Below are 21214 nucleotides of genomic sequence, written 5' to 3' on the forward strand. Positions count from 1 at the left end.
ACCTTACCACCCAGGAGAACACATGAACACGACGACTACCGCCAGCCGCATCCACCCCTTGATGGCCGGCGCCGCCATTTCCGTGACAGTCCTGTGCCTGGTGGGCGCGGCGTCCATCGCCGGCATCCTGCCCAATTCGCGGGCGAATGTACCTGCCGATGTAGCCGCCATGACGCCGGCGAACGCCGCAGCCCTGGCTGCTCCCGTGGCAGCACCGGTCGCCGCGCCTGTCGTCGCGCAAGCGCCCCCCGCTCCGGCCCCGGCACCTGTCGTGCACAAGCGCGTCGTGCACCACACGCAAGTGGCGCCGGCGCGCCGCGCCTACGATGACAACAATGATGGCTACCGCGAGACAGCCTACCGCGAACCCGTACGCCAGCAGCAGCCAGTGCCAGCACCGGCGCCGGCACAACCGAATTACGTGGGCATCGGCACGGGCGCCGTCATCGGCGGCTTGATCGGCAATCAGGTGGGTGGCGGTCGCGGCAAGGCGCTGGCGACGGTGGCCGGTGTGATCGGCGGCGGCATGCTGGGCAATGCGGTACAGAACCAGGTCCAGCAGCCGCCACAACGTTAAACCAGGTCAGTCGTACGGGCCAAGATAGTCGAGCTTGCCCACGGCCACGCCATTGTTTCTCAAAATGGCGTGGACCATGGAGACGTGGAAATAGAAGTTCGGCAAGGCAAAGCTGAGCAGGTAATTGTCGCCCGAGAATGTCGTTCCCTCGTCCGTCCAGTTCAGCACCACTTCCCTCTGCGCGCTGCCCGCCATCTGGCCCGCATTCACGCTGTCGATATAGACGACGGTGTTGGCGATACGCTCTTGTAACTGTTCGAACGACGCTTCGTTATCCTCGAACTTCGGCGCCGGCACGCCGCTCAGGCGCTCGACCGACATCTTCGACGTATCACTGGCGCGCTGCACCTGCGCCGTCAAGTCCAACATGTCGGGCGCCAGCTGCGCACCCAGTAAAATCTCGGGCACGATGCCGTCTTCCTCCACATGCGCTTGCGCTTTTTCCAGCAGGGCCGAGACGACCCGCAAGCCGCGGACGAAGACGGGAATGGTTGCCTGATACATGGACACGGACATGGCGAACTCCTGTTAGTGAACGATGCGCCAGTGTACCCGAGGCGCTGTTTTCCGGCAGCGCGCGCAATGCCACTCCTGTGCGCCAGCGCACCGAGCGGCCCAGTTGCTCTTACTTGTCCAGATTCACCTTGCCATCGGGTGCACGCTCCGGCTGTGCCACCGGTTCTGCCTGCGGCGCCTGCTTATTCTTGCGCTTGCCGCCCAGGAACTTGACGATGGCTGCACCGCCGCCCACCACGGCCAGGAGCAACACTTTCTTGAAGGCCAGCAGCAGGGCCAGCAACTTGCCAAACAAGCCCAGCTTGCTGGCCACGCCGCCCGCCACCAGCGCCGCCAAACCATACTCGGCCACCTTGTCCGTCTTGCTGTCGAAATCCGTGTAGCGGTTACCCTCGGTAAATTCCGTGAATGCCGTCACTTGCTGCATTTCTTTCTTGATCGCCTCGATCTGCTGCATGCTGGCAATCGCGTTCAGGTTCAGCACGCCTTCGCGGCCCAGCACGCGCACGTTGTAGTTCAGCGAGTGCTCGCCGCCATCGACCATCAAGTCCTTGGCCCAGTACAGCTTGTGCGTATCCTTGGCATAGCCGGGCTTTTCCGCCCAGCCCATCAGCTGAATGCCGGGATAGCCCCGCTTCTTGCGCTCCGCATTGTTTTCCAGCACGGACGCCTGCATATCCTTGAGCAATTCGTCATACTTGATGCTGTCCGCATCGTCATCCTTGATATGCCCTTCCTTTTCATACGTGACGATGACACCCCAGCTATCGCGCTCCAGCACGCTGGTCTTGGCCGGCACGATCATGCCCAGCGATACCATGCCAGGCGGATTGCCCCAGGCATCGACCAGCACGCGCTCGGCGTCCGTTGGCGACAAATAACGGAAGTTGGCGGACAAATCCAGGGTGGCGATGCCGCCCGGCAAGGTGATCTTGCCGCGTTGCAGGTGCAACTGGGCAAGGAATTGCTCGGCTGTCATTTCCGGCGCGGATGCCTTCTCATCGACAGGGACGGCAGCCGTCAGACCGGAGAGGGTCAGGCACAGCAGGGCTGTCAGCAGGCGTTTCAACATGATCGGTCCAAGAAATTGCAAAAGGGCAAATATTTTAAACCAGTTGATTGCTTAATGGATAATTATTTCTGTGAGGCATTTTTTCCATAAAAAAAGCGCCAATCGGGTTTCCCCGGCTGGCGCCTGATACTGCGTGATGGCTGGACGATCAGGAGGTACGCACGACCATCAGCCCCGCGCGCAAGCCCACGCGCACGTCCGGGTTCGGAAACACCACCAGCTCTTCCGCGTGCTGCACCGTGTACACATGATCGCCATCGCTGGCGATCACCGCGTGCTGCGGCAGCGAGGTGAAATTCTGCGTGCTGCGGTCGAACGCCATGCGGAATTCATCGCTGTGCTTGATGATTTCCTGCGCCACCTTGAACACATGCGGCGCCGCCTTGACGGGCTGCGCGGGCAAGCCGCGCAGCAAGCCATCCAGCGCCCGCGACACATCGTCGAACAAGCTCAGGTCGTTCTGCCCCAGGGTGCCCACGCGGCCCAGCTCCACCGTGCTGGCGGCCGCGCCGAAATGCTCGGCCGAGTAATAGCTGTACGTACCGGCCGACTGCGGATTCATGATGATGGCGCCGATGGCCGCCTGACCCAGCCAATCGATCAGCTGCGCCTTGGCGTCGTCGGCCACCAGGTCCGGCACGATGGCAAACGTGGGGTACACGGAAGGCCGGATGGCCGTGTGCAAATCCAGATGCCAGCGCACGGGGCCCGCCGCTTCAAAGAACGCTTTTGTCGCAGCGATCATTTCATCGGCGCGCGCGCTTTCCGCCGCTTGCGCCAGACTCCCCCGCACGGGACGGAACATGCGATTCAGGTCGGCGTCGATAAAACGCTTGCCGGCCCGGATCGCATCGACATTGCCCACGCAAACGAGCAAGTCGACGGCCAGCTTCGCCGCATCGCGCGACAGGGCGTCGAGCAAATGCGCCAATACTTCGATCGGCCCCGTCTCGTCGCCATGCACGCCCACCGAGACGGCCACGCTGGCGCGGCCCGCATCGGCCTGCGGTTTGACAACCTGCAGCATGCCCGGCGCCGGCAAGGCCACCGTGAAACCGGCGTTGGCAAACAGCTGCGCCACGCCGCTGAAATCGGCCTGCGCCAGCGCCTGCACGGCTGGCGGCAAGCCGCCAGCGCCCTGTCCAACTTGTAGTACTTCTTGCGTCATTACACCGTCGCTTCCACTGTCACTTTATTCACAGCCTCGGAGAGCGTCCACACGTCCAGCATGGCTTGCTCCAGTTCCGTCGCCGCCACATAGGCCGACAAGCCCAGCGCGCCCGTCACTGCATCGACGGCCTGGCCCGCATTGCCTTGCTCGGCACGCGCCAGCACCTGCGTCAGCAGACGCTGTTGCGTGCGACGCAGGGCTTGCTGCGCGTAGTTGCGCAACTGCTCCTGCGACTTGCCTTGCGCGGCCAGCTTCAGGCCACGTTCCAGCGTGTCGATGCCTGCCTGGCTACGCAGGGCCAGGCCCACTTGCAGGAAGGCGGCCAGGTCCATCGAGGCAGGACGCGGCACGGACAGGGCCGGGAACAGGAAGCCGGCCACGACTTCCAGCGCGTCGACCGCATCCCACGCCTGCACGAAGCCAGGTTTCAGGCCAGGTACCAGCGCGGCCTCGGATTTAATGCCAACGGCTTGCAGCAGCTCGCGCTTCGATTCCGCGCCAAACAAACGCGTCAGTTCGGCCAGGCCGGCACCGCGCAGCTGCTCGGCCGGCACGGACAGCACGCCGGCGATCATCGTCTGCTGCAGCACGCGCGTTTGCGCATCGACCTTGATCGACACGCCACGCGGCACCGTCAGCGCATCGGCATCGAGTGCGTCAAACACGGGTGCCAGGTTCAGCGCCACCCATGCCTGGCCCCAGGCCAGGATCACGGCCGATTCGTCCACGCCATGTTCTGCCGCCAGGTTGCGGATCATCAGCGGGCCGCAGCGGTTGATCACTTCATTGGCCAGCACGGTCGCCAGGATGGCGTTGGCCAGCGGGTGGTCGAGCGCCGAACGTGTTTCCACCAGCAAGGACGGGAAGTACGGTTTCAACACCGGCTCGGCCCACGTTTCATCCGTCAACGGCAGCGCGGAAAGAATGCGCTTGAAGCGGTTTTTCACGTTGGCGATTACCACCGCCAGTTCCGGCGTGGTCAAGCCACGGTTATCCAGCTTGCGGCGCGCCAGTTCGGCCACCGACGGCAATTGTTCCAGTTCGCGCGACAGGGCGCCTTCTTCTTCCAGGCTGGCAATCAGGGCAGCATAGCCATCCTGCACGGCGCTCTCGCTTTGCGCCTGCAGCTCGCGCACCAGCAAATGCGTCTGCTGCGTGTTGTCGCGCAAGACCAGGCGCTCGACGTCATCCGTCATCGCATACAGCTCGCGATTGCGTTCTGCTTCCGTCAGCTTGCCGGCATTGACTTCCACGTCCAGCCAGATTTTCACGTTCACTTCATGGTCCGAACAATCCACACCGGCCGAGTTGTCGATCGCATCGGTGAAGATGCGCCCGCCCGCCAGCGCGAACTCGATGCGGCCTGCCTGCGTCGCACCCAAATTCCCCCCTTCGGCCACGACTTTTACGCGCAGCTCATTGCCGCTGACGCGGATATGGTCATTTGCGCGGTCCTTCACTTGCGCGTGCGTCTCGGTCGAAGCTTTGATGTAGGTGCCGATACCGCCGTTGTAGAACAGGTCCACGGGCGACTTCAGGATGCGGTGCATCAGCTCTTCCGGCGCCAGCGAGGTCTCGGCAATATCGAGCGCGGCGCGGATCTGCGGCGACAGTTCGATCGTGCGGGCGGAGCGCGGATACACGCCGCCGCCTGCCGAGATCAAGTCCTTGTTGTAGTCGTCCCACGAGGAACGCGGCAAGGCAAACAGGCGCGCGCGCTCGTCGAACGAGACGGCGACGTCCGGTGTCGGGTCGAGGAAGATGTGGCGGTGGTCGAATGCGGCCACCAGTTTCAGCTGGCGCGACAGCAATACGCCATTGCCGAACACGTCGCCCGACATGTCGCCCACGCCGACCATTGTGATCGGGGTGGTATTGAGGTCGTGGTCCATTTCATAGAAGTGGCGCTTCACGGCTTCGAACGCGCCCTTGGCGGTGATGCCCAGTTTCTTGTGGTCGTAGCCATTCGAGCCGCCCGAGGCGAACGCGTCACCCAGCCAGAAACCGCGCTGCACGGCGATGCCGTTGGCGATGTCCGAGAACGTGGCCGTGCCTTTGTCGGCCGCCACCACCAGGTAAGGATCGGCGTCGTCAAAACACACGGTATCGACTGGCGGGACGATATTGCCCAAGGAACGGTTGTCTGTCACTTCCAGCAGGCTGGAAATGAACAGGCGGTACACGGCTTCGCCTTCGGCCGCGATGGTTTCACGCACGGCGTCCTTCGGCATCATCTTGCAGACAAAACCGCCCTTCGCGCCGGCCGGCACGATGACGGCATTCTTCACCATCTGCGCTTTGACGAGGCCCAGGACTTCGGTGCGGTAGTCTTCCATGCGGTCGGACCAGCGCAAGCCGCCACGGGCGACAGGGCCGCCGCGCAGGTGCACGCCTTCAAAACGGCGCGAGAAGACGAAAATCTCGCGGTAAGGACGCGGTTCCGGCACCAGCGCCAGGCTGCTGGTGTCGAACTTGAAGATAATCTTGTCGCCTTCTTGATTGTTCTGGAAGTAGCTGGTGCGCAGGGTGGCAGCCATCAGGTCGGCCAGCGCACCGAGGATTTCCTCGGTATCGGCATGGTTCACGGATGGCAGGCCGGCCTTGATGGTGGCGATCGCCTCCAGGGCGGCCGCGTGCTGTGCGTCGGACAGCGAGGGATCGAAACGCTGCAGGAAAGCCTCGACCAGGGCTTTGACCTGGGCCGGCTGCTTGCGCAGGCTTTCGGCAATGTAGCGCACCGAGAAGCGGCTGCCCGTCTGGCGCCAGTAGCTGGTGTAGGCGCGCACCAGTTGCACTTCGCGCGTCGACAAGCCGCCTTCGATGACCAGGCCATTCAGGCGGCCATCTTCGGCAGTGTCGTTGAACAGGGCGGCAAACAGTTCCTGCGCCACGGCGACGACGGATGGCTGCGCCAGTTTCACCGCACTGGCGGCATCGACCGTCAGGCTGGTGACGAAATAGCGCGTGCCGTCGAACAGCGAAACCGAATACGCCTGTTCGCGGTCAATGGCCACGCCCGCATTGTGCAGGGCCGGCAGGATGGCCGACAGCGGCGGCACCTTGTTGGCAGAATACAGGCGAATCGTGGTGACGGCACCCGTCTCGATGCGCACGGCCACATGCGATGGATCGGTGTTGCGCAGGATGGTGTCGAGGTCGCGGAAGGCGACAGCCGGCGCGGTGGCTGCCACATAATCGAGCGGCAGTGTGGCGCACAACTTGCGCAGGCTGGTGCGCAGGGCCACGTCGGGCACGGCGTCGGCCACGGCGGCAAAGCCGTTATGCCAGCCATCGAGCACGCCCAGCAGCGGCTGTTCGATATCCGTTTCCAGGTCCAGCGGGTAACGGGCGGCGTGGGCGATCAGGTAGACGCGCGCCAGGGGACCGTCGGCCACCAGGGTTTGCGTGCTCACATGCGTGGCGCCGGAACTGGCTTGCAGGGCTTTCGCCAGGCTCGATGCGACGCTGGCGCTGTAGCGCTCGCGCGGCAGGTAAACCAGCACATTCAAGTGGCGCGCATACACGTCGCGGCGCGCGAAGACCTTGGTGCGCGGCTGCTTGTACAGCGAGACGACGGCGCCGCATACTTGCGCCAGCCAGTCGAGGTCCGCTTCCAGCGCTTCGGTGCGCGGCAGCGATTCGAGGATTTCACGGAATTTCTCGGCGCGAAAGCCTTGCTGGCGCACGCCGGCCAGGCTCAATACCTTGGCCACGCGGCCACGCGCAAACGGCAGCGCTGCCAGCGGAGTGGAGTTGCCAGCACGGGTAAACAGGCCGACAAAGCAATGCTCGCCCAGGATCGCGCCTTGCGCATCCATGTCGCGCACGCCGATGAAGTCCAGCTGCTGGTCGCGGTGCAGGGTGCCTGCCACGTCGGCCTTGACGATGGACAGCGCCGATTGGCGCTTGGCCAGCGTGTCGAAGTCACCCGGGATATTCGCCAGGCAGGTGCTATACACAGGGTGCGCCGTATCCTGCAACACGCCGACGCGGCTAGGAACATCGCGCTCGAGTTCGCGCACGCCCGGTTTGACGCGGTAATAGGCGTAGCCGAACACTTCAAAGCCGCCGCTGCGGGCCCACTCCAAAAAGGCGGCGACTTCTGCGCCTTCTTCGCCATGCTGGGCGGCGGCCGTGTCAACAACCTTGGCCACGGTGGCCAGGCGCTCGCTCATGGCGGCGGCGTCGCGACGCACGACGGCGGCGTCACGCGCGACCATCTCCAATGCGGCGACCAACGCGGCCAGGGCTTCCGGCGCCAATTCTTCATCGAGCAGCACCAGCACATACGATTCGAGCGGGTCGCCCGGCTGGCGCACCGCCTCCACGCTGCCGTCAGCGGCGCGGCGCACCGGCAGCACGGTATTCATCACGCCGCGCACGGCCAGGTGCTGGCGGCGCATGGCCATGACGATGGAGTCGACCAGGTACGGCATGTCTTCGTTCAGGATCAGCAAGGCGCTCGCCATGCCGCCACGGCCATCCGCATAACGCAGGGTGGCGATCTGGCAACCGCCGCCGGTGCGCTTGGCCGCTTGCGTGAAGCCGTCGACCAGCACGGGCGCCAGGCTGTCGGGCGCGATATCGGCCAGGTCTTCGGCGTCGAGCGAGTCCAGCCATGCCTGCACCAGCTGCACGACAGGCGCTGCCGCCTTGTTCGCACTGCCAGCCGCGTTAATCAGCTCCAGCGTTTGTGTGCGCAAATCTTGTGGCGTGTGATTCATCTTGCATCTCCATTACGGTAATGTGAATGTCCAACGCTGTCGTTCGGGCTTGTGGCTGGGCGGCAGCGGTGTCAAGAGACGGGGGTCGCCCGTCCAATTCTGTGTTGCAGATAGTCTGTCTCGAATTTTTTTCTGTGTTTTTTCTATCGCCTACAAGTCGTACAATCCAGGTAAGTTGAGGATGATCGTCAATTCTTCAAGCGCCGCATGCACTTCCAGCGCCAGTTGCGGGTCGGCCAGGTCACCCGGCTCCAGATGGTCGCGGTAGTGTTTCTCCACCCATTGCACCAGCCGATGGTACAACGCTTCCGTCATGATCACGCCCTGGTGCATGGCGCGCGCTTCGATTTCCGTCAGGGCCACGCGCAAACGCAGGCAGGCAGGCCCGCCGCCGTTGCGCATGCTTTGGCGCAGGTCGAAATGAATCAGTTCATCGATGGGGCCACCGCTGGCCACCAGGCCTTCCAGGTAGCGCGACACGGCGCGGTTTTCCTGGCACTCCTGCGGTATCACCAGCGCCATCTTGCCGCCCTCTTTCGTCAGCAACTGGCTGTTGAACAGATAGCTGCTGACGGCATCCGCGATCGGCACCTGACCCGTATCCACGCGCAGCGCGTCCAGTTGCGCACCCGTGGCGGCAACGGCGCGGCGCAGCTGCGACAGGCTCTCCTCTTCATCGGCAAACGCCTGCTCGTGATAGAACAGCACATTGCCATTGCCGACGGCGATGACGTCGTTATGGAATACGCCCTGGTCGATCACATCCGGATTCTGCTGCACGTACACGGTGCGCCCGGCGTCCAGGCCATGCAGGCGCGCCACGGCTTGCGACGCTTCCAGGGTCTGGCGCGCCGGGTAGCGCTTCGGCGACGGCGCGGAAGGATCGAACTCCACCCGACCATACACGAACAACTCCACCGATGGCGCGCCGTGGTTCGCACCCAAACGCGTGTGGTTGGCCGCGCCCTCGTCGCCAAAGGCGGGCGTCGACGGCAGCGCGTCATGCACGGCAAAGTGCTTGTCGTCGCTGAAAATAGCGCGCAGGCTGCGCGCCGACTGCGCGTGCTCGAAGGCGCGGTGCAGCTTGTTATTCAGGTTGGCGGCAGTGAAATGCACGCGACCATCCTGCGTGTCCGCCGACGGGCTGACCGTGGCGGCATTCGCCGTCCACATGGGCGAGGCGGAATAGGCGCAGGCCAGGATGACGGGCGACTCCTTGTAGGCCCGCGCCAGCACTTCGGCGTCCGTGCCCGTGAAACCGATAGCGCGCAGCAGGCTGAAATTGGGCCGGTCCTGCGGTGGCAGCAAGGCTTGCGCAAAGCCGCGCGCGGCCAGCGCGCGCATCTTGGCCAGGCCTTGCAAGGCGGCCTGCTTCGGATTCGATGCGCTTTTCACATTGCTGAACGAGGCCACGTTGCCGAACGAGAGCCCCGCATAGTTATGCGATGGGCCGACCAGGCCGTCAAAATTGTATTCGCGCGTGCTGTGCATGGGTATGTCCTTTAAAACTTAAAAATTCAGGCCGGGCGACAGCTTGGCCGGCATTTCCAATACGCTGTTCTCGATCGATGCGACCGGATAGGCGCAGTAATCGGCCGCGTAATAGGCGCTCGGACGATGGTTGCCCGACTTGCCGATACCGCCGAACGGCGCCGTGCTGGCCGCGCCCGTGGTGGGACGGTTCCAGTTGATGATGCCGGCGCGCGCGCGCGTCTGGAACGTTTGCCACAGGGCAGGATCGTCGGACAGGAGCGCTGCGGCCAGGCCAAATTCGGTGGCGTTGGCGACCTTCAGGGCTGCATCGAAATCGGCCACGCGGATCACTTGCAGCAGTGGGCCGAACCATTCCTCGTCGGGGATGCCGGCGGCATCGGTCACGTCGACGATGCCGGCCGTGACAAAGCCCGCTTCGGGATTCAACTGGCGCATCTGCAGCAGGGTGGTGCCGCCCTTGGCAACCATATCTGCCTGCGCCTGCACCAGGCGCGCGGCCACGGCACTGGACACCACAGGGCCCATGAAGGGTTGCGGCTGGGCGTCGGAGGCGCCAATGCCCAGTTTCGCGGCCACTTCCACCAGGCGCGCGACGAAAGCAGAACCCGCGGCGTTGTCCTGCACCACCAGGCGGCGCGCGCAGGTGCAGCGCTGGCCGGCGGAGACAAAGGCGGAGAAGATCGCGTGGTGCACGGCCGCGTCCACGTCCTTCACATCCCATATGACCAGGGCGTTGTTGCCACCCATTTCCAGCGCCAGCATCTTGCCCGGCTGGCCGCCAAACTGGCGGTGCAGGCTGATGCCCGTCTGGCAGGAACCCGTAAACAGCACGCCGTCGAGCAGGGCATTCGCGCCCAGCGTCACGCCAGTGTCGCGCCCGCCGTTGACGAGGTTGACGACGCCATTTGGCAAGCCAGCCTGCTGCCACAGCTGCACGGTTTTGATGGCCGTGCGCGGCGCATATTCGCTGGGCTTGAAAACGACGGTGTTACCGGCGATCAGGGCCGGCACGATGTGGCCGTTGGGCAGGTGGCCGGGGAAGTTATACGGGCCGAAGACGCCGAAGACGCCGTGCGGGCGGTGGCGCAGCACGGCGTCGCCATCGGCGATCCTGCTTTGCGTGATACCCGTGCGCGCGTTGTACGACTGTACCGAGATATCGATCTTGTTGGCCATGGTAGCCACTTCCGTGCGCGACTCCCACAGCGGTTTGCCCACTTCTTCCGAGATCAGCAGCGCCAGCGCTTCGGCATGTTCCTTGAGCAGTTCGCGAAAGCGCACGCAGATGGCGATGCGTTCTTCGACGGGCGTATCGGCCCACGCTTCGAAAGCGGCGCGGGCGGCCTGGCAAGCCTGTTCGACTTCGTTTTCCGTCGCTTCCAGGCTGGCCCAGGTCTGCTTGCCGTTCGATGGGTCAATAGTGAGCAGTTCACGGCCCGTGCCTGGCAGCCAGGCGCCGTTGATGAAGTTCGATTGCGTTGTATTCGAATTAGACATGGGGATGCTTTCTCGGGTTGAGTGACAGCGTGCGCACGGTGTCGCCGTTGTGGCAACGCAGCAGATGCAGTTCATCGTCGTCCAGCGCCATCTTGCCGCTGTGCGGGTTGGCGCTGGTGACGATCATGCGGAAATCTTTCAAGTCGGTGTTCGACACCATGTACGGTTCGGTTTGCGCCGCATCGTCGCAGGCATCGGGTACAACGTCGGCGTCCAGCACGGCCGGCATGCTGTCGCGCATCGCGCGCAGCTCGGAGACGCGCGCCTGCAGCACGGGACCTGCGTCGAAAATGTCGACATAGCCTTCGAAGTGCAAGCCTTCCTGTTCCAGCAGGCGGCGCGCGGGCGCCGTGCTCAGATGCACCTTGCCGATGACTTCCTGCGCCTCGTCGGGCAGGTAGGCCACGTACATGGGCTGGCGCGGCATCAATTCGGCGATGAAGGATTTCTTGCCCAGGCTCGTCAAGTCGTCGACGTGGTGGAAATCCATCTTGAAGAAGTGGCGGCCCAGGCCCTCGTAGAACGGCGAGCTGCCGTCCGGCGCCTGGTAGCCGCGCATTTCGGCGATCAGCTTTTCCGTGAACAGGTGCGGGAACTGGGCGATGAAGAGGAAACGGCTTTTCGACAGCAGCTTGCCATTGTTGCCGCTGCGGTAATCGGGGTGCAAAAACAGCGAGCACAGTTCCGTGCTGCCCGTCAGATCGTTCGACAGGTACAGGGTTTCCATGCGCGTAAACACGTCGAGCTCGCGGCTCGAATGGACCAGGGTGCCGATGCGGTAGTTATAGAACGGTTCTTCCAGGCCCACGGCGCCCTTGATGGCGCACACGCCGGCCAGGCGGCCCGTGTCGGTATCCTCCATGACGAACATGTAGTCGCGCTTTTCGGGCGCGATGGTTTCGGCGAACGAGGCGCAGGCGATGGCCAGGCGGTCGCCCAGCATTTTCATGTCCGGCTTGAGGGTGGTCATGCCGGTGCCGACCTGGCTGGCCAAGCCGTACAGGGCGTCCAGGTCAGAAGCGTTGATGGCGCGTACTACTAGCATAATGTTCTCTCTGTTAAATGCGCACGCAAATGACGCTGTCGCCTTCGGCCACGGCCAGCGCTTCAAGCAGCTCGGCCGGCAAGCCGACGGTGTCCTGTGCTTCAAGCGCATCGCAGGTAAAGGTGACGGCGCGGAAGTTGCGCTCCGCGCCCGAAGCGACCGCGTAATGCACTTTCAGGCCCGTACGGCTGGGCGTGACGCCTGCGACGACGCGGCGCGTGAGCGAACCCGTAAACGAGCGCAGCGCATGCTTGTGCGCCTGCAGAATCGGGCCGCCATCAAAGATATCGATGTAGTCGTCTGCCTCGAAACCTTCTTCCGTCAGCAAATTGAACGCCAGTTCACCGCTCGGGTGGATCTGGCCCATGGCCGCCTGCGCGTCGCCGGGCAACAGCGGCACATACACGGGGTAATGCGGCATCAGTTCGACGATCAGGGTACGGTTGCGCGCACCGCCGATGACTTTTTCGGCATCGAGGAAATCCATCTGGAAGAACTTGCGGCCCAGCGCATCCCAGAATGGCGACTGGCCGTTGGCGTCCGTGATGCCGGCCAGCGGCACGAAGAAACGGTCGCCGAAGCGGTGCGGCGCCAGCACGGCAAACAGCAGGCGCGCGCGCGACAGCAGGGCCGCTTCCAGGCCAGCCTGCTCCATGTTGCGCACGTAGAAGCCAGACAGCTGCGAATACGCCGTCAGCTCCGAGCACAGGGTCAGCGCATGCACGCTATGGCTGATGTTCAGGTCACGCGAAACTTGCTGGATGACGTCGTTGCGAAAGGAAAAATAGGTGCCGTTCGAGCCGGCCGAGGCGAAGATGGCGGCCGTGCCGGCAATGCTATTGTCGAGCAGGGATTCAAGCACGAAGAGATACGACTCTTCGCTGGGGATGTCGACATGGGCGGCAAACGAGGCGATGGAGCGCTCGACGGAGGCGGCGATTTTTTCGCGCGTCTTCGGCAGGGTATGGACACCCGGCATGGTTACCGCGGCCAGCGCTTCGAGGGCTGCAATATCCGCAATTTCTACCGGACGGACAACATACATGGGTACTCCTTCAATGCAGACAATACTTGGGCTGAAAACCCGGCTAGAACCAAGCCGGCCCGCAGCAAAGCGGCGGGCCGGTGATCAAACAGGGAGCGAGGCTAGCCTCAGGCTTTCAGCAGGCCGTCGACGGCCACGCGCAGCAAACGGCCCGCTTCGGCGATCTGCTCATCCGAGACGATCAGGGCCGGCGCCAGGCGCACCACGTCCATGCCGGCGATCAGCACCATCAAGCCTTGCGCTTCGGCCGCTTTCTGGATGTCTTTCGCGCGGCCCTTGAAGGCATCGCTGACTACCAGGCCAAGCAGCAAACCGCTGCCGCGCACCACGGAGAACACTTGCGGGTAATCCGTGATCAAGCCTTGCAGCATGGCGATGGTGTTGACGCTCGCTTCTTTTACACGCGCCAGGAACGGTGGCGTGTTGATCGTTTCCAATACCTTCAGGGCCACGGTGGCGGCCAGCGGGTTGCCGCCGTAGGTGGTGCCGTGGGTGCCGACGGCCAGGGTCTGCGCCAGTTCATTCGTGGTCAGCATGGCGCCGATCGGGTAGCCGTTGCCCAGCGCCTTGGCGGCCGTCAGGATGTCCGGCGTGACGCCATAGCCCATGTAGGCGAACAACGCGCCAGTGCGACCCATGCCGCACTGGACTTCGTCGAAAATCAGCAGGGCGCCGGTCTTGTCGCACAGGGCGCGCAGTTCCTTGAGGAACTCCGGATTGCCCGGCACCACGCCGCCTTCGCCTTGTACCGGCTCGACGATCACGGCGCACACGTCATCGCCGATGGCGGCGCGCGCCGCTTCGATGTCGTTGTAGGCGATGTGGTCGATCGACGGTGGCAGCGGCTCGAAGCCTTCCGTGTACTTGGCCTGGCCGCCGACGGAGACCGTAAACAGGGTGCGGCCATGGAAAGAGCTGAAGCACGAGATGATGCGCGACTTGTGCGCGCCGAACTTGGTGTGCGCGTATTTGCGCGCCAGTTTCAGGGCCGCTTCGTTGGCTTCTGCGCCCGAGTTGCAGAAGAAGGCGCGGTCGGCGAAGGTCGCTTCCGTCAGGGCCAGCGCCAGGCGCAGCACGGGCTCGTTGGTGTAGCCGTTGCCCAAATGCCACAAATTATTGATTTGCTTGGTCAATACGTCGACCAGGACCGGATGGCAGTGGCCCAGGCTGTTGACGGCGATGCCGGAGGTGAAATCGAGGTAATGCTTGCCTGACTGGTCCCACAAATCCAGTCCGGAACCGCGCACGGGCACCATGGCTGCTGGGGCGTAGGTAGGAACGAGGACCTGGTCAAAGGTTTCCCGGGTGACTGGACGAGCCGTTACGGTCGAATCAAGCTTGGCATTCATAGCATTTCCCCATCAATATGTTAGGTACTCCGCAGCTACGACAGCTACGTGTGTACTGCATTATAAAAAGCGGGATGCTAAAACTCTTTTGAATCTGCGACAAGGATTTTCACAATTCATCACAGCTGCCTTGACACCGGCTAGGCTGGCGGCATCAGCTTGCGCTGTCGCTCTTCGCGGGGGGTATTGCCAAACAGGGTACCAAACGCCGTGGAAAAGTGCGAACCGGAGGAAAAGCCGCACATCAGGCCCACTTGCACGATGGAATAATGTGTATCAAGCAATAGTTGCCGTGAACGCTGCAAGCGCAGCTCCAGGTAGTAACGCGACGGCAAGCTGCCCAGGTATTGCTTGAAGAGGCGCTCCAGCTGGCGCCGCGACAAGCCCACCAGGCTGGCGATGTCATCGGTCGACAGCGGCTCCTCGATATTCGCCTCCATCAAGGTCACCGCTTCAGAAAGCTTGGGCTGCAGTACACCGAAACGCGCCTGCAGGGCCACGCGCTGGCGTTCTTCCTTGCCGCGCACCTTGTCCACGCACAACGCTTCCTTGACGAGCGCCTGTACGTCGGCACCAAAGATGGTTTCGATCAGGGTCAGCGAAAAGTCGATGCTGGCCGCGCCGCCGCAGCAAGTAATGTGCGGGCCGTCGATGTCGAACAGGTGCGGTGTCAGAATGGCGCGTTCGGCCTTCGCTTCCGCATCGGCGTACAGGGCCCACGGCAAGGCGATGCGCACGCCATCCATGACGCCCGCGTCGGCCAGCCACAGCACGGCCGCACCCACGCCACCCCAGAATGGCGCCGAACGGCAGCGCTCGATCACGGCCCGGCACAGCTCGGCGCGCAGCGGCGCCTCCGTTTCATCGGCCACCAGCAGCGCGATATGCCAGTTGCCGCCCTGCTGGGCGACTTGCTCGGGCGTGCGCACGTCCAGTTGCAGGGCGTCCGGCCCCAGCGCCCGCGCACACAGGCGCAACGGTTGCACCAGGCCCGCCCAGGTAATCGACTCGGCATCGCCGGCATGGACCAGCAGCAAACGCAGCGGTTTGTCGAGGCCGATACGGGAAAGATTAGCGAAGGACATCGGCGGGGCGGACCAGGGACAAGGGCTGAGTTGCCCACATGATACCGGAGTTCCGCCCCATCCAGACCCGCATGCAACAGCGGGGCCTGACGCGGCGGAAAAAAGCGGGATGGAAGGATATAATCACCCCCATGGGTGAACGATATTTAAAAAGTATCCGGCTGCTGGCCGAATGCATGCAAGGCTTCGAGCGGTTTTCTAGCGACTTTGTGCGCCAGTACGGCTTGACGCATGCGCAATTCGACATCATTGCCACGCTCGGCAACACCTGCGGCATGTCCTACAAGGAACTGGGCCAGAAAACCCTGATTACCAAGGGTACCTTGACGGGTGTGGTGGACCGGCTGGAGCAAAAGGGGCTGGTGATACGCGAACGTTGTCCACGTGACAAGCGCTCCTACTTCGTGCGCTTGAGCTGCGAGGGCGAACAGGTGTTCCATGACGTGTTCCCCAAGCTGACAAAGCAGGGCCAGCACCTGTTCGACGGCTATACCGAAGACGATTTCATGCGGTTGGAAACCACCCTGGCGGGCTTGAAGCACGCCATCGCCAACGGCCACGGCCACGGCTGACCATTCACCAAGCACAGACATTCAAACAAGACAAAGGAAACCAAATTGAAAACCTCACTGCTCGACGGCAAAAAGCCCGCTCATTTCGATAAACACATCATCGGCAACCTGCTGCTCAACGCCAGCACGCCGGAACTGGTACGCCAGGAAAAACTGATCATCGGCGTGCGCAACGAAGACGGCGAAATCTACCGCCTGATCGGCGCCACCAAGCACAACAGCTTCATGAATGCCGTCGAAGAATTGTTCGACCTGGGCCTGACGGATGAGCTGGAAGACAGCGATGAACTGGTCGAAGGCTGCGACGCCATCTTCAGCGAATCTCTGTAGTAGCGCTTAACGAACGCTGTCGTTAGAAAAAAGGCATGCCCCCCATATAGGAGCATGCCTTTTCCGTTTACGGGGCTTTGCTTGCCTTTTACTCGCTTGTTTACGAAAAGATCACGGTTAAAAAGTTCCGTACGGAAATATTGCGAGTATAATTTTTTCAATGAACAGACTCGACGCCTTTAAAAGCATCGCCGCACAAGCCGCTCGTGGCGAGCTGACCTTTCCTGCTAATGTGAACGCTTCGCTCAAGCTGCAAGAGGCGCTGGCTGATCCCGACTGCCATATCGAGGCCGCTGCCAAGCTGGTGCAAGCCGACCCGCTGCTGGCCGCGCGCACGGTGGCCATCGCCAATTCGGTGGCGTTCAACCGTTCCGGCAATGAAATCACCAGCGTGCGCAACGCCGTGCAACGGCTCGGCGTGCGTACCCTGCAGTCGGTGGTAGCGTCGCTGATCGTGCGCCAGCTGGGCAGCACCATCACCGATCCCGTGCTGCAAGCGAAGGCCAAGCAGCTGTGGGAACATACGGCCCACGTGGCGGCCCTGTCGCAGGTACTGGCCCGCCGCGTCACCAAGGTGGACCCCGATACGGCCCTGTTTGCCGGCATCATGCATGAAGTGGGCGGCTTTTATCTGCTGTCGCGCGCAGCCGAATTCCCCGGCATCCTCGACGGCGAACCGCAGGACTGGGTCGAACATGGCGAACAAGCCATCGGCCATGGCGTATTGACCAAACTGAAGGTGCCGGAAGCCGTGATGGGCGCCATCAATGCGCTGTGGGAAGGCTTGCGCGCCATCCCGCCCGAATCGCTGGGCGACACGCTGTTGCTGGCGAATGACCTGGCGCCGGTGGCCTCGCCCCTCAACGAAAGCCCGGCCGCCATCGCCGTGCGGGCCGCCCGCGCCGCCGGCAGCATCGATTGCGTGATCGGCGATGCAACCCTGTCGAGCATCATGGAAGAATCGGACGATGAAGTACAGTCACTGCTGAAGGTGCTCGTGCATTAATCCTGTTTAACCGGCGCCGGCGGCATGATCGGCGTGCCTGGCGCCGGTTTCGGCGCGTCGACGATCAGCACATGCTTGCCCATGGCCTTCGTTCCCTGCTTCTGCTGGACGACTTGCATGGCGACCGCCCGAGTACTCAATAGTGGCTTCGGATGGCGTGGCATGAACATGGCGTACCTGCTTGCAGTGGGCGTCGTCCCATATGTGCAGCGATGATCAAATTATCAAGCCACTTTCAAGCACCGGACAAAAATCCGCTCGAAAGCGGAAAAAAAAACCCGCTCGAAAGCGGGTAAAGTCCAAAGCTAGGGATGTCCTGAAAGAGACAAGCCTATCTTATGCGGTGTGCCGCGCCGGCTCCGTGCGCTGGCACACTTAGCGCGCACATTATCCCGGCAACAGCGCCACGTCCGTTTCCTGCCAGGCGCGCAACTGACGCACGCGGGCAAACCAGGCCTGGATGTGCTGGTACTGCGCCAGCGGCAGCCGCACGGCCTCGCTGTACATCAGCGGCGCGGCCACGGCGAAATCGGCCAGGGTCAGCCCTTCGCCGCTGAGCCAGCTGCGCCCCGCCAGGTGCGCGTCCAGCACCACGGCGCAGGCATGCAGGTCGCGCTCGCCGCGCGCCTCTTCCAGCGGGTCCGCCGGGCCGCCACCCGTCATGCCTTTCCACGCGCGTTCCCAGGCCAGAACGCCGATGGCCGGCGCGAAATGCTGCGCGGCCCAGAACAGCCAGCGGTTGACGTCGGCGCGGGGCTGCGGCGCCTGCGGATAAATCGTCTGGCCCGGCACCTGCTCGGCCAGGTATTGCATGATGGCGCACGATTCCCACAGCAGGAAAGCGCCATCGGCCAGCACGGGCAGCTTGCCGTTTGGATTGAGCTCGGCCAGGCGGCGGCGGTCGTCCGCATTCATCAAGTCGACTTCGGCCAGCTCCAGAGGCAGGCCGAGGTGGATCGCCGTCATCAGGGCGCGGCGGGCATTCGAAGACATGGGGTGGTGGTACAGGCGCATGATGGAGTACTCCGGTGAGTGAAGAAGCCACCATCGTAGTCGCCGTCACTGACAGTTTTTGTCATGAGCGAATATCACGATTCCGGATCACTAGCTTTCCGGATCAATCTCGTGCGCCTTGCGCCAGGCATCCAGCAGCACATGGCGGCGCGTAGGATAGCGTTCCTCGTACCGCTGCACGCTGGCGATGCGGTCGATGCGGAAATGCCGGTAATCGCCGCGCAGCTCGCACCAGGCAGCCAGCAGGCGCTTGCCTTCAAAAAAGGCCAGGGCAAACGGCCACACCGTGCGCAAGGTGGCGCTGCCATGCTCATCCTGGTAGCCCAGGGTAAGCTTCTGTTCATAGCGGATCGCCTCGCGCACCGGCTGCACATGCTGATCGGCCGGCTGCGCGCCATCGGCAGGACGCCCCAGCGGCACCCACAGGCTGGTCTCGGCCATGCTGTCGCGCAGGTCGCGCGGCGAGGCGGCGGCGATCTTCGCCAGGGCATTGCTGGCCGCCTGCGCCAGGCCAGCATCACCCTGGCGGCGCACCCAGCGGGCGCCCAGCACCAGCGCTTCCAGTTCATCGGAACCAAACATCAGCGGTGGCAAGAAGGCGCCACGGCGCAGCACATAGCCGATGCCCGCCTCGCCCTGCAGGGGCGCACCCAGTTCGGCCAGGGTCTGGATATCGCGGTAAATCGTGCGCTCGGAGACGCCCAGCTGCTGCGCCAACTGGGCCGCCGTGACGGGCACCCGTTTGGCGCGCATGGCGTCCATCAGTAGGAACAAACGGCCGCTGCGACTCATGGGCAGTCCGGCAAGGCCTGGTCGCCCATGACCAGGGCTGACAGGGCCGGCACGTACAGATAGCCGTCCGGCGCCAGGCGCGCCGCGCGCGGGCCTTCGTCCACGCCGGTGATGCCGTAGCAGCGCTGAAGGCGGGCGGCGGCCGGCCACCAGTAGACGGCCGCATCCTGGTCGGGAAAGCGCTGACGCACGCTATCGGCCTGCGCCGCCACCTGCCGGAAATCACGGTAAAAGGCGGGGGCAATGCCCAGCTCCACGGCAAAGGCCGCTTCCAGCGCCGCCACCCGCGCCAGTTGTGCGGCCAGTGCCGCTGTTTCACGGTCCAGCTCATCGGCCGGCACGCCCGCCTCAAGCAGGCTGCGGCGCATGTGCTCCGGGCCGGCCTGCGCGCGCAGGACGGCCGTGTCCTGCAGCGCCAGCACGGCGGTGCCGGGGATGCTTTTGTACCGCGCGGCCGGGAAAACGTACAGGGCGCAGCTGCCCGCGCACACCGTGTCGATGGCGAGACCCCATTGCCGCTGGCGCAGGTAGCGCCCCAGCTGCATGGCCGCCTGCGGATCGCCGCCGTCGCTATTGATGCGCAACACGGTTGTCCCTGGCCTGGCCAGCTGCCGCAGCTTGTCCACGTCGCCCTCGGCGATGGCACCGCGCAGGGCGATGGTATCGCTGGCCACACGGCGCAATTCAGCGGCACTGGCCAGCGTGCTGATGCCCGCCATGATGCCCATCACTATCAAACGCTTCATCATCATCCGTTACAAAAAAAACGACCACCGCGCGGGTGATCGTTCTTGAATTCGTCATGCAACAAACTGCGCTTACACCACGGCGCCGTCGGTTTCGTCTTTTTCCTTGACCGGCTTGATCAAGTCTTCGCGCTTGACGCCCAGCCACATGGCGATGGAGGCCGCGACGAACACGGAAGAGTAAATACCGAAGCAGATACCGATGGTCAGCGCCAGTGCGAAGTGGTGCAGGGTCTGGCCGCCGAAGACCAGCATCGACAGCACCATCATCTGGGTCGAGCCATGGGTGATGATGGTACGCGAAATGGTGCTGGTAATCGCGCTGTCGATCACTTCATGCACGGTCGCCTTGCGCTGCTTGCGGAAGTTTTCGCGGATACGGTCAAAGATCACCACCGATTCGTTGACGGAATAACCGAGCACCGCCAGGATGGCCGCCAGTACCGTCAGCGAGAATTCCCACTGGAAGAAGGCAAAGAAGCCCAGGATGATCACCACGTCATGCAAGTTGGCGATAATGGCCGAGACAGCGTATTTCCACTCGAAGCGGATGGCCAGGTAGATCATCACGCCGATAATCACCACCACCAGCGCGTTCAAGCCGTTCTGCGCCAGTTCCTCGCCCACTTGCGGGCCGACGAATTCGACTTTCTGCAAGACGACCGCCTCGCTGCCGGCAGCGTCCATGCATGCGCTCTTGAGCACATGCTCGCCCTTTGCAGTGACGGTGTCGATGGCCTTGGTCGTGCCTTGCTCAGCCTTGCACAGGGCGTCAAACACGCGCTGCGACGTGTTCGCGGCGCTGACGCCCTTTTCCACCGGCAGGCGTATCATCACGTCGCGCGCCGTATCGAAACTGGTCACGCCCGGCTCTTCATAGCCCATGGCAATGAGGGTGCCGCGTATGCCTTCGAGATTGGCCGCCTTCGGGTATTTCACCTCCATCAGGGTGCCGCCCTTGAATTCGACGGACAGGTGCAAGCCCTTGTGCACCAGGAAGAAGACGGCGGCAAGGAAGGTCACCGCCGAAATCACGTTGAAAATCAACGCATGGCGCATGAAGGGAATATCTTTTTTGATCCGGAAAAATTCCATGAAATCCTCTGAGTTCTATTCTGTGCGTCCGGCGGCTGTGCCTCCGGACGCGATCGCTGTTGACGCTATTGGCTAAGGCCGGGC

At 63.1% G+C, this 21214-nt stretch carries 19 protein-coding genes; 4 read left to right on the forward strand and 15 right to left on the reverse strand.

The window, feature by feature from the left end:
* Nucleotides 1-22 precede the first annotated feature (22 nt).
* Entirely contained in the window at nt 23-577 is a 555-nt protein-coding gene (locus tag ACQ4WP_RS12125; protein ID WP_436520864.1) for a glycine zipper 2TM domain-containing protein, read from the forward strand.
* Between the two features lie 6 nt (nt 578-583).
* Here ACQ4WP_RS12125 and ACQ4WP_RS12130 read toward each other — a convergent pair whose 3' ends face one another.
* From ACQ4WP_RS12130 to ACQ4WP_RS12175, 10 genes are all read right to left on the reverse strand, one after another.
* The gene (locus ACQ4WP_RS12130; protein WP_436520866.1) at nt 584-1093 is read right to left on the reverse strand and encodes a DUF1993 domain-containing protein; all 510 of its coding nucleotides are present in this window, start codon (nt 1091-1093) and stop codon (nt 584-586) included.
* A 109-nt stretch (nt 1094-1202) separates the two neighbouring features.
* A complete protein-coding gene (locus ACQ4WP_RS12135) occupies nt 1203-2165 on the reverse strand; it encodes a DUF2167 domain-containing protein (protein WP_436520868.1) in 963 nt (320 codons plus the stop codon).
* A gap of 148 nt (nt 2166-2313) precedes the next feature.
* Nucleotides 2314-3333, reverse strand: coding sequence for a succinylglutamate desuccinylase (locus ACQ4WP_RS12140; protein ID WP_436520870.1), 1020 nt, complete (start codon nt 3331-3333; stop codon nt 2314-2316).
* Nucleotides 3333-8060 carry an NAD-glutamate dehydrogenase domain-containing protein gene (locus tag ACQ4WP_RS12145; protein WP_436520872.1) on the reverse strand — a complete coding sequence of 1576 codons (4728 nt, stop codon included), beginning with the start codon at nt 8058-8060 and terminating at the stop codon, nt 3333-3335. Before ACQ4WP_RS12145 ends, ACQ4WP_RS12140 begins: the two co-directional genes overlap by 1 nt.
* A gap of 150 nt (nt 8061-8210) precedes the next feature.
* Nucleotides 8211-9551: an N-succinylarginine dihydrolase gene (astB, locus tag ACQ4WP_RS12150; RefSeq protein WP_436520874.1), complete on the reverse strand. Its 1341-nt coding sequence runs from the start codon at nt 9549-9551 to the stop codon at nt 8211-8213.
* Between the two features lie 18 nt (nt 9552-9569).
* On the reverse strand, nt 9570-11051 hold the full coding sequence (gene astD, locus ACQ4WP_RS12155; RefSeq protein ID WP_436520876.1) for a succinylglutamate-semialdehyde dehydrogenase: 1482 nt from the start codon (nt 11049-11051) through the stop codon (nt 9570-9572).
* On the reverse strand, nt 11044-12096 hold the full coding sequence (gene astA, locus ACQ4WP_RS12160; RefSeq protein WP_436520878.1) for an arginine N-succinyltransferase: 1053 nt from the start codon (nt 12094-12096) through the stop codon (nt 11044-11046). The genes astD and astA overlap by 8 nt, the downstream gene beginning before the upstream one ends.
* Before the next feature lie 13 nt (nt 12097-12109).
* The gene (locus ACQ4WP_RS12165; protein WP_436520880.1) at nt 12110-13141 is read right to left on the reverse strand and encodes an arginine N-succinyltransferase; all 1032 of its coding nucleotides are present in this window, start codon (nt 13139-13141) and stop codon (nt 12110-12112) included.
* A 107-nt stretch (nt 13142-13248) separates the two neighbouring features.
* Complete coding sequence (gene astC, locus ACQ4WP_RS12170) at nt 13249-14490, reverse strand: acetylornithine/succinylornithine family transaminase (protein ID WP_436520882.1); 1242 nt, start codon at nt 14488-14490, stop codon at nt 13249-13251.
* A 140-nt stretch (nt 14491-14630) separates the two neighbouring features.
* Nucleotides 14631-15575, reverse strand: a complete 945-nt coding sequence (locus ACQ4WP_RS12175) for a GlxA family transcriptional regulator (RefSeq protein WP_282409528.1) — start codon at nt 15573-15575, stop codon at nt 14631-14633.
* 131 nt (nt 15576-15706) lie between these two features.
* On the opposite strand from ACQ4WP_RS12175, the gene ACQ4WP_RS12180 reads away from it, so the two are divergent.
* From ACQ4WP_RS12180 to ACQ4WP_RS12190, 3 genes are all read left to right on the forward strand, one after another.
* Nucleotides 15707-16147 carry a MarR family winged helix-turn-helix transcriptional regulator gene (locus ACQ4WP_RS12180; RefSeq protein WP_436520884.1) on the forward strand — a complete coding sequence of 147 codons (441 nt, stop codon included), beginning with the start codon at nt 15707-15709 and terminating at the stop codon, nt 16145-16147.
* Nucleotides 16148-16192: 45 nt separating this feature from the next.
* The gene (locus ACQ4WP_RS12185) at nt 16193-16477 is read left to right on the forward strand and encodes a hypothetical protein (RefSeq protein WP_426074043.1); all 285 of its coding nucleotides are present in this window, start codon (nt 16193-16195) and stop codon (nt 16475-16477) included.
* 160 nt (nt 16478-16637) lie between these two features.
* Nucleotides 16638-17483 (forward strand): HDOD domain-containing protein, encoded by an 846-nt coding sequence (locus tag ACQ4WP_RS12190; protein WP_436520887.1) that lies wholly within the window; start codon nt 16638-16640, stop codon nt 17481-17483.
* Here ACQ4WP_RS12190 and ACQ4WP_RS12195 read toward each other — a convergent pair.
* The 5 genes from ACQ4WP_RS12195 to secF form a co-directional block, all read right to left on the reverse strand.
* Nucleotides 17480-17602 (reverse strand): hypothetical protein, encoded by a 123-nt coding sequence (locus ACQ4WP_RS12195; protein ID WP_436520889.1) that lies wholly within the window; start codon nt 17600-17602, stop codon nt 17480-17482. The two genes, ACQ4WP_RS12190 and ACQ4WP_RS12195, sit on opposite strands and share 4 nt — an antisense overlap.
* A 268-nt stretch (nt 17603-17870) precedes the next feature.
* Entirely contained in the window at nt 17871-18497 is a 627-nt protein-coding gene (locus tag ACQ4WP_RS12200; protein ID WP_436520891.1) for a glutathione S-transferase family protein, read from the reverse strand.
* A 90-nt stretch (nt 18498-18587) separates the two neighbouring features.
* Nucleotides 18588-19289, reverse strand: a complete 702-nt coding sequence (locus ACQ4WP_RS12205; RefSeq protein WP_436520893.1) for a helix-turn-helix transcriptional regulator — start codon at nt 19287-19289, stop codon at nt 18588-18590.
* Nucleotides 19286-20035 carry a hypothetical protein gene (locus ACQ4WP_RS12210; protein WP_436520895.1) on the reverse strand — a complete coding sequence of 250 codons (750 nt, stop codon included), beginning with the start codon at nt 20033-20035 and terminating at the stop codon, nt 19286-19288. The genes ACQ4WP_RS12205 and ACQ4WP_RS12210 overlap by 4 nt, the downstream gene beginning before the upstream one ends.
* A gap of 72 nt (nt 20036-20107) precedes the next feature.
* A complete protein-coding gene (gene secF / locus ACQ4WP_RS12215; RefSeq protein WP_436520897.1) occupies nt 20108-21130 on the reverse strand; it encodes a protein translocase subunit SecF in 1023 nt (340 codons plus the stop codon).
* Nucleotides 21131-21214 lie beyond the last annotated feature (84 nt).

This window comes from Janthinobacterium lyxosi (assembly GCF_051380665.1).
In the GTDB taxonomy this organism is placed as follows: domain Bacteria; phylum Pseudomonadota; class Gammaproteobacteria; order Burkholderiales; family Burkholderiaceae_D; genus Janthinobacterium.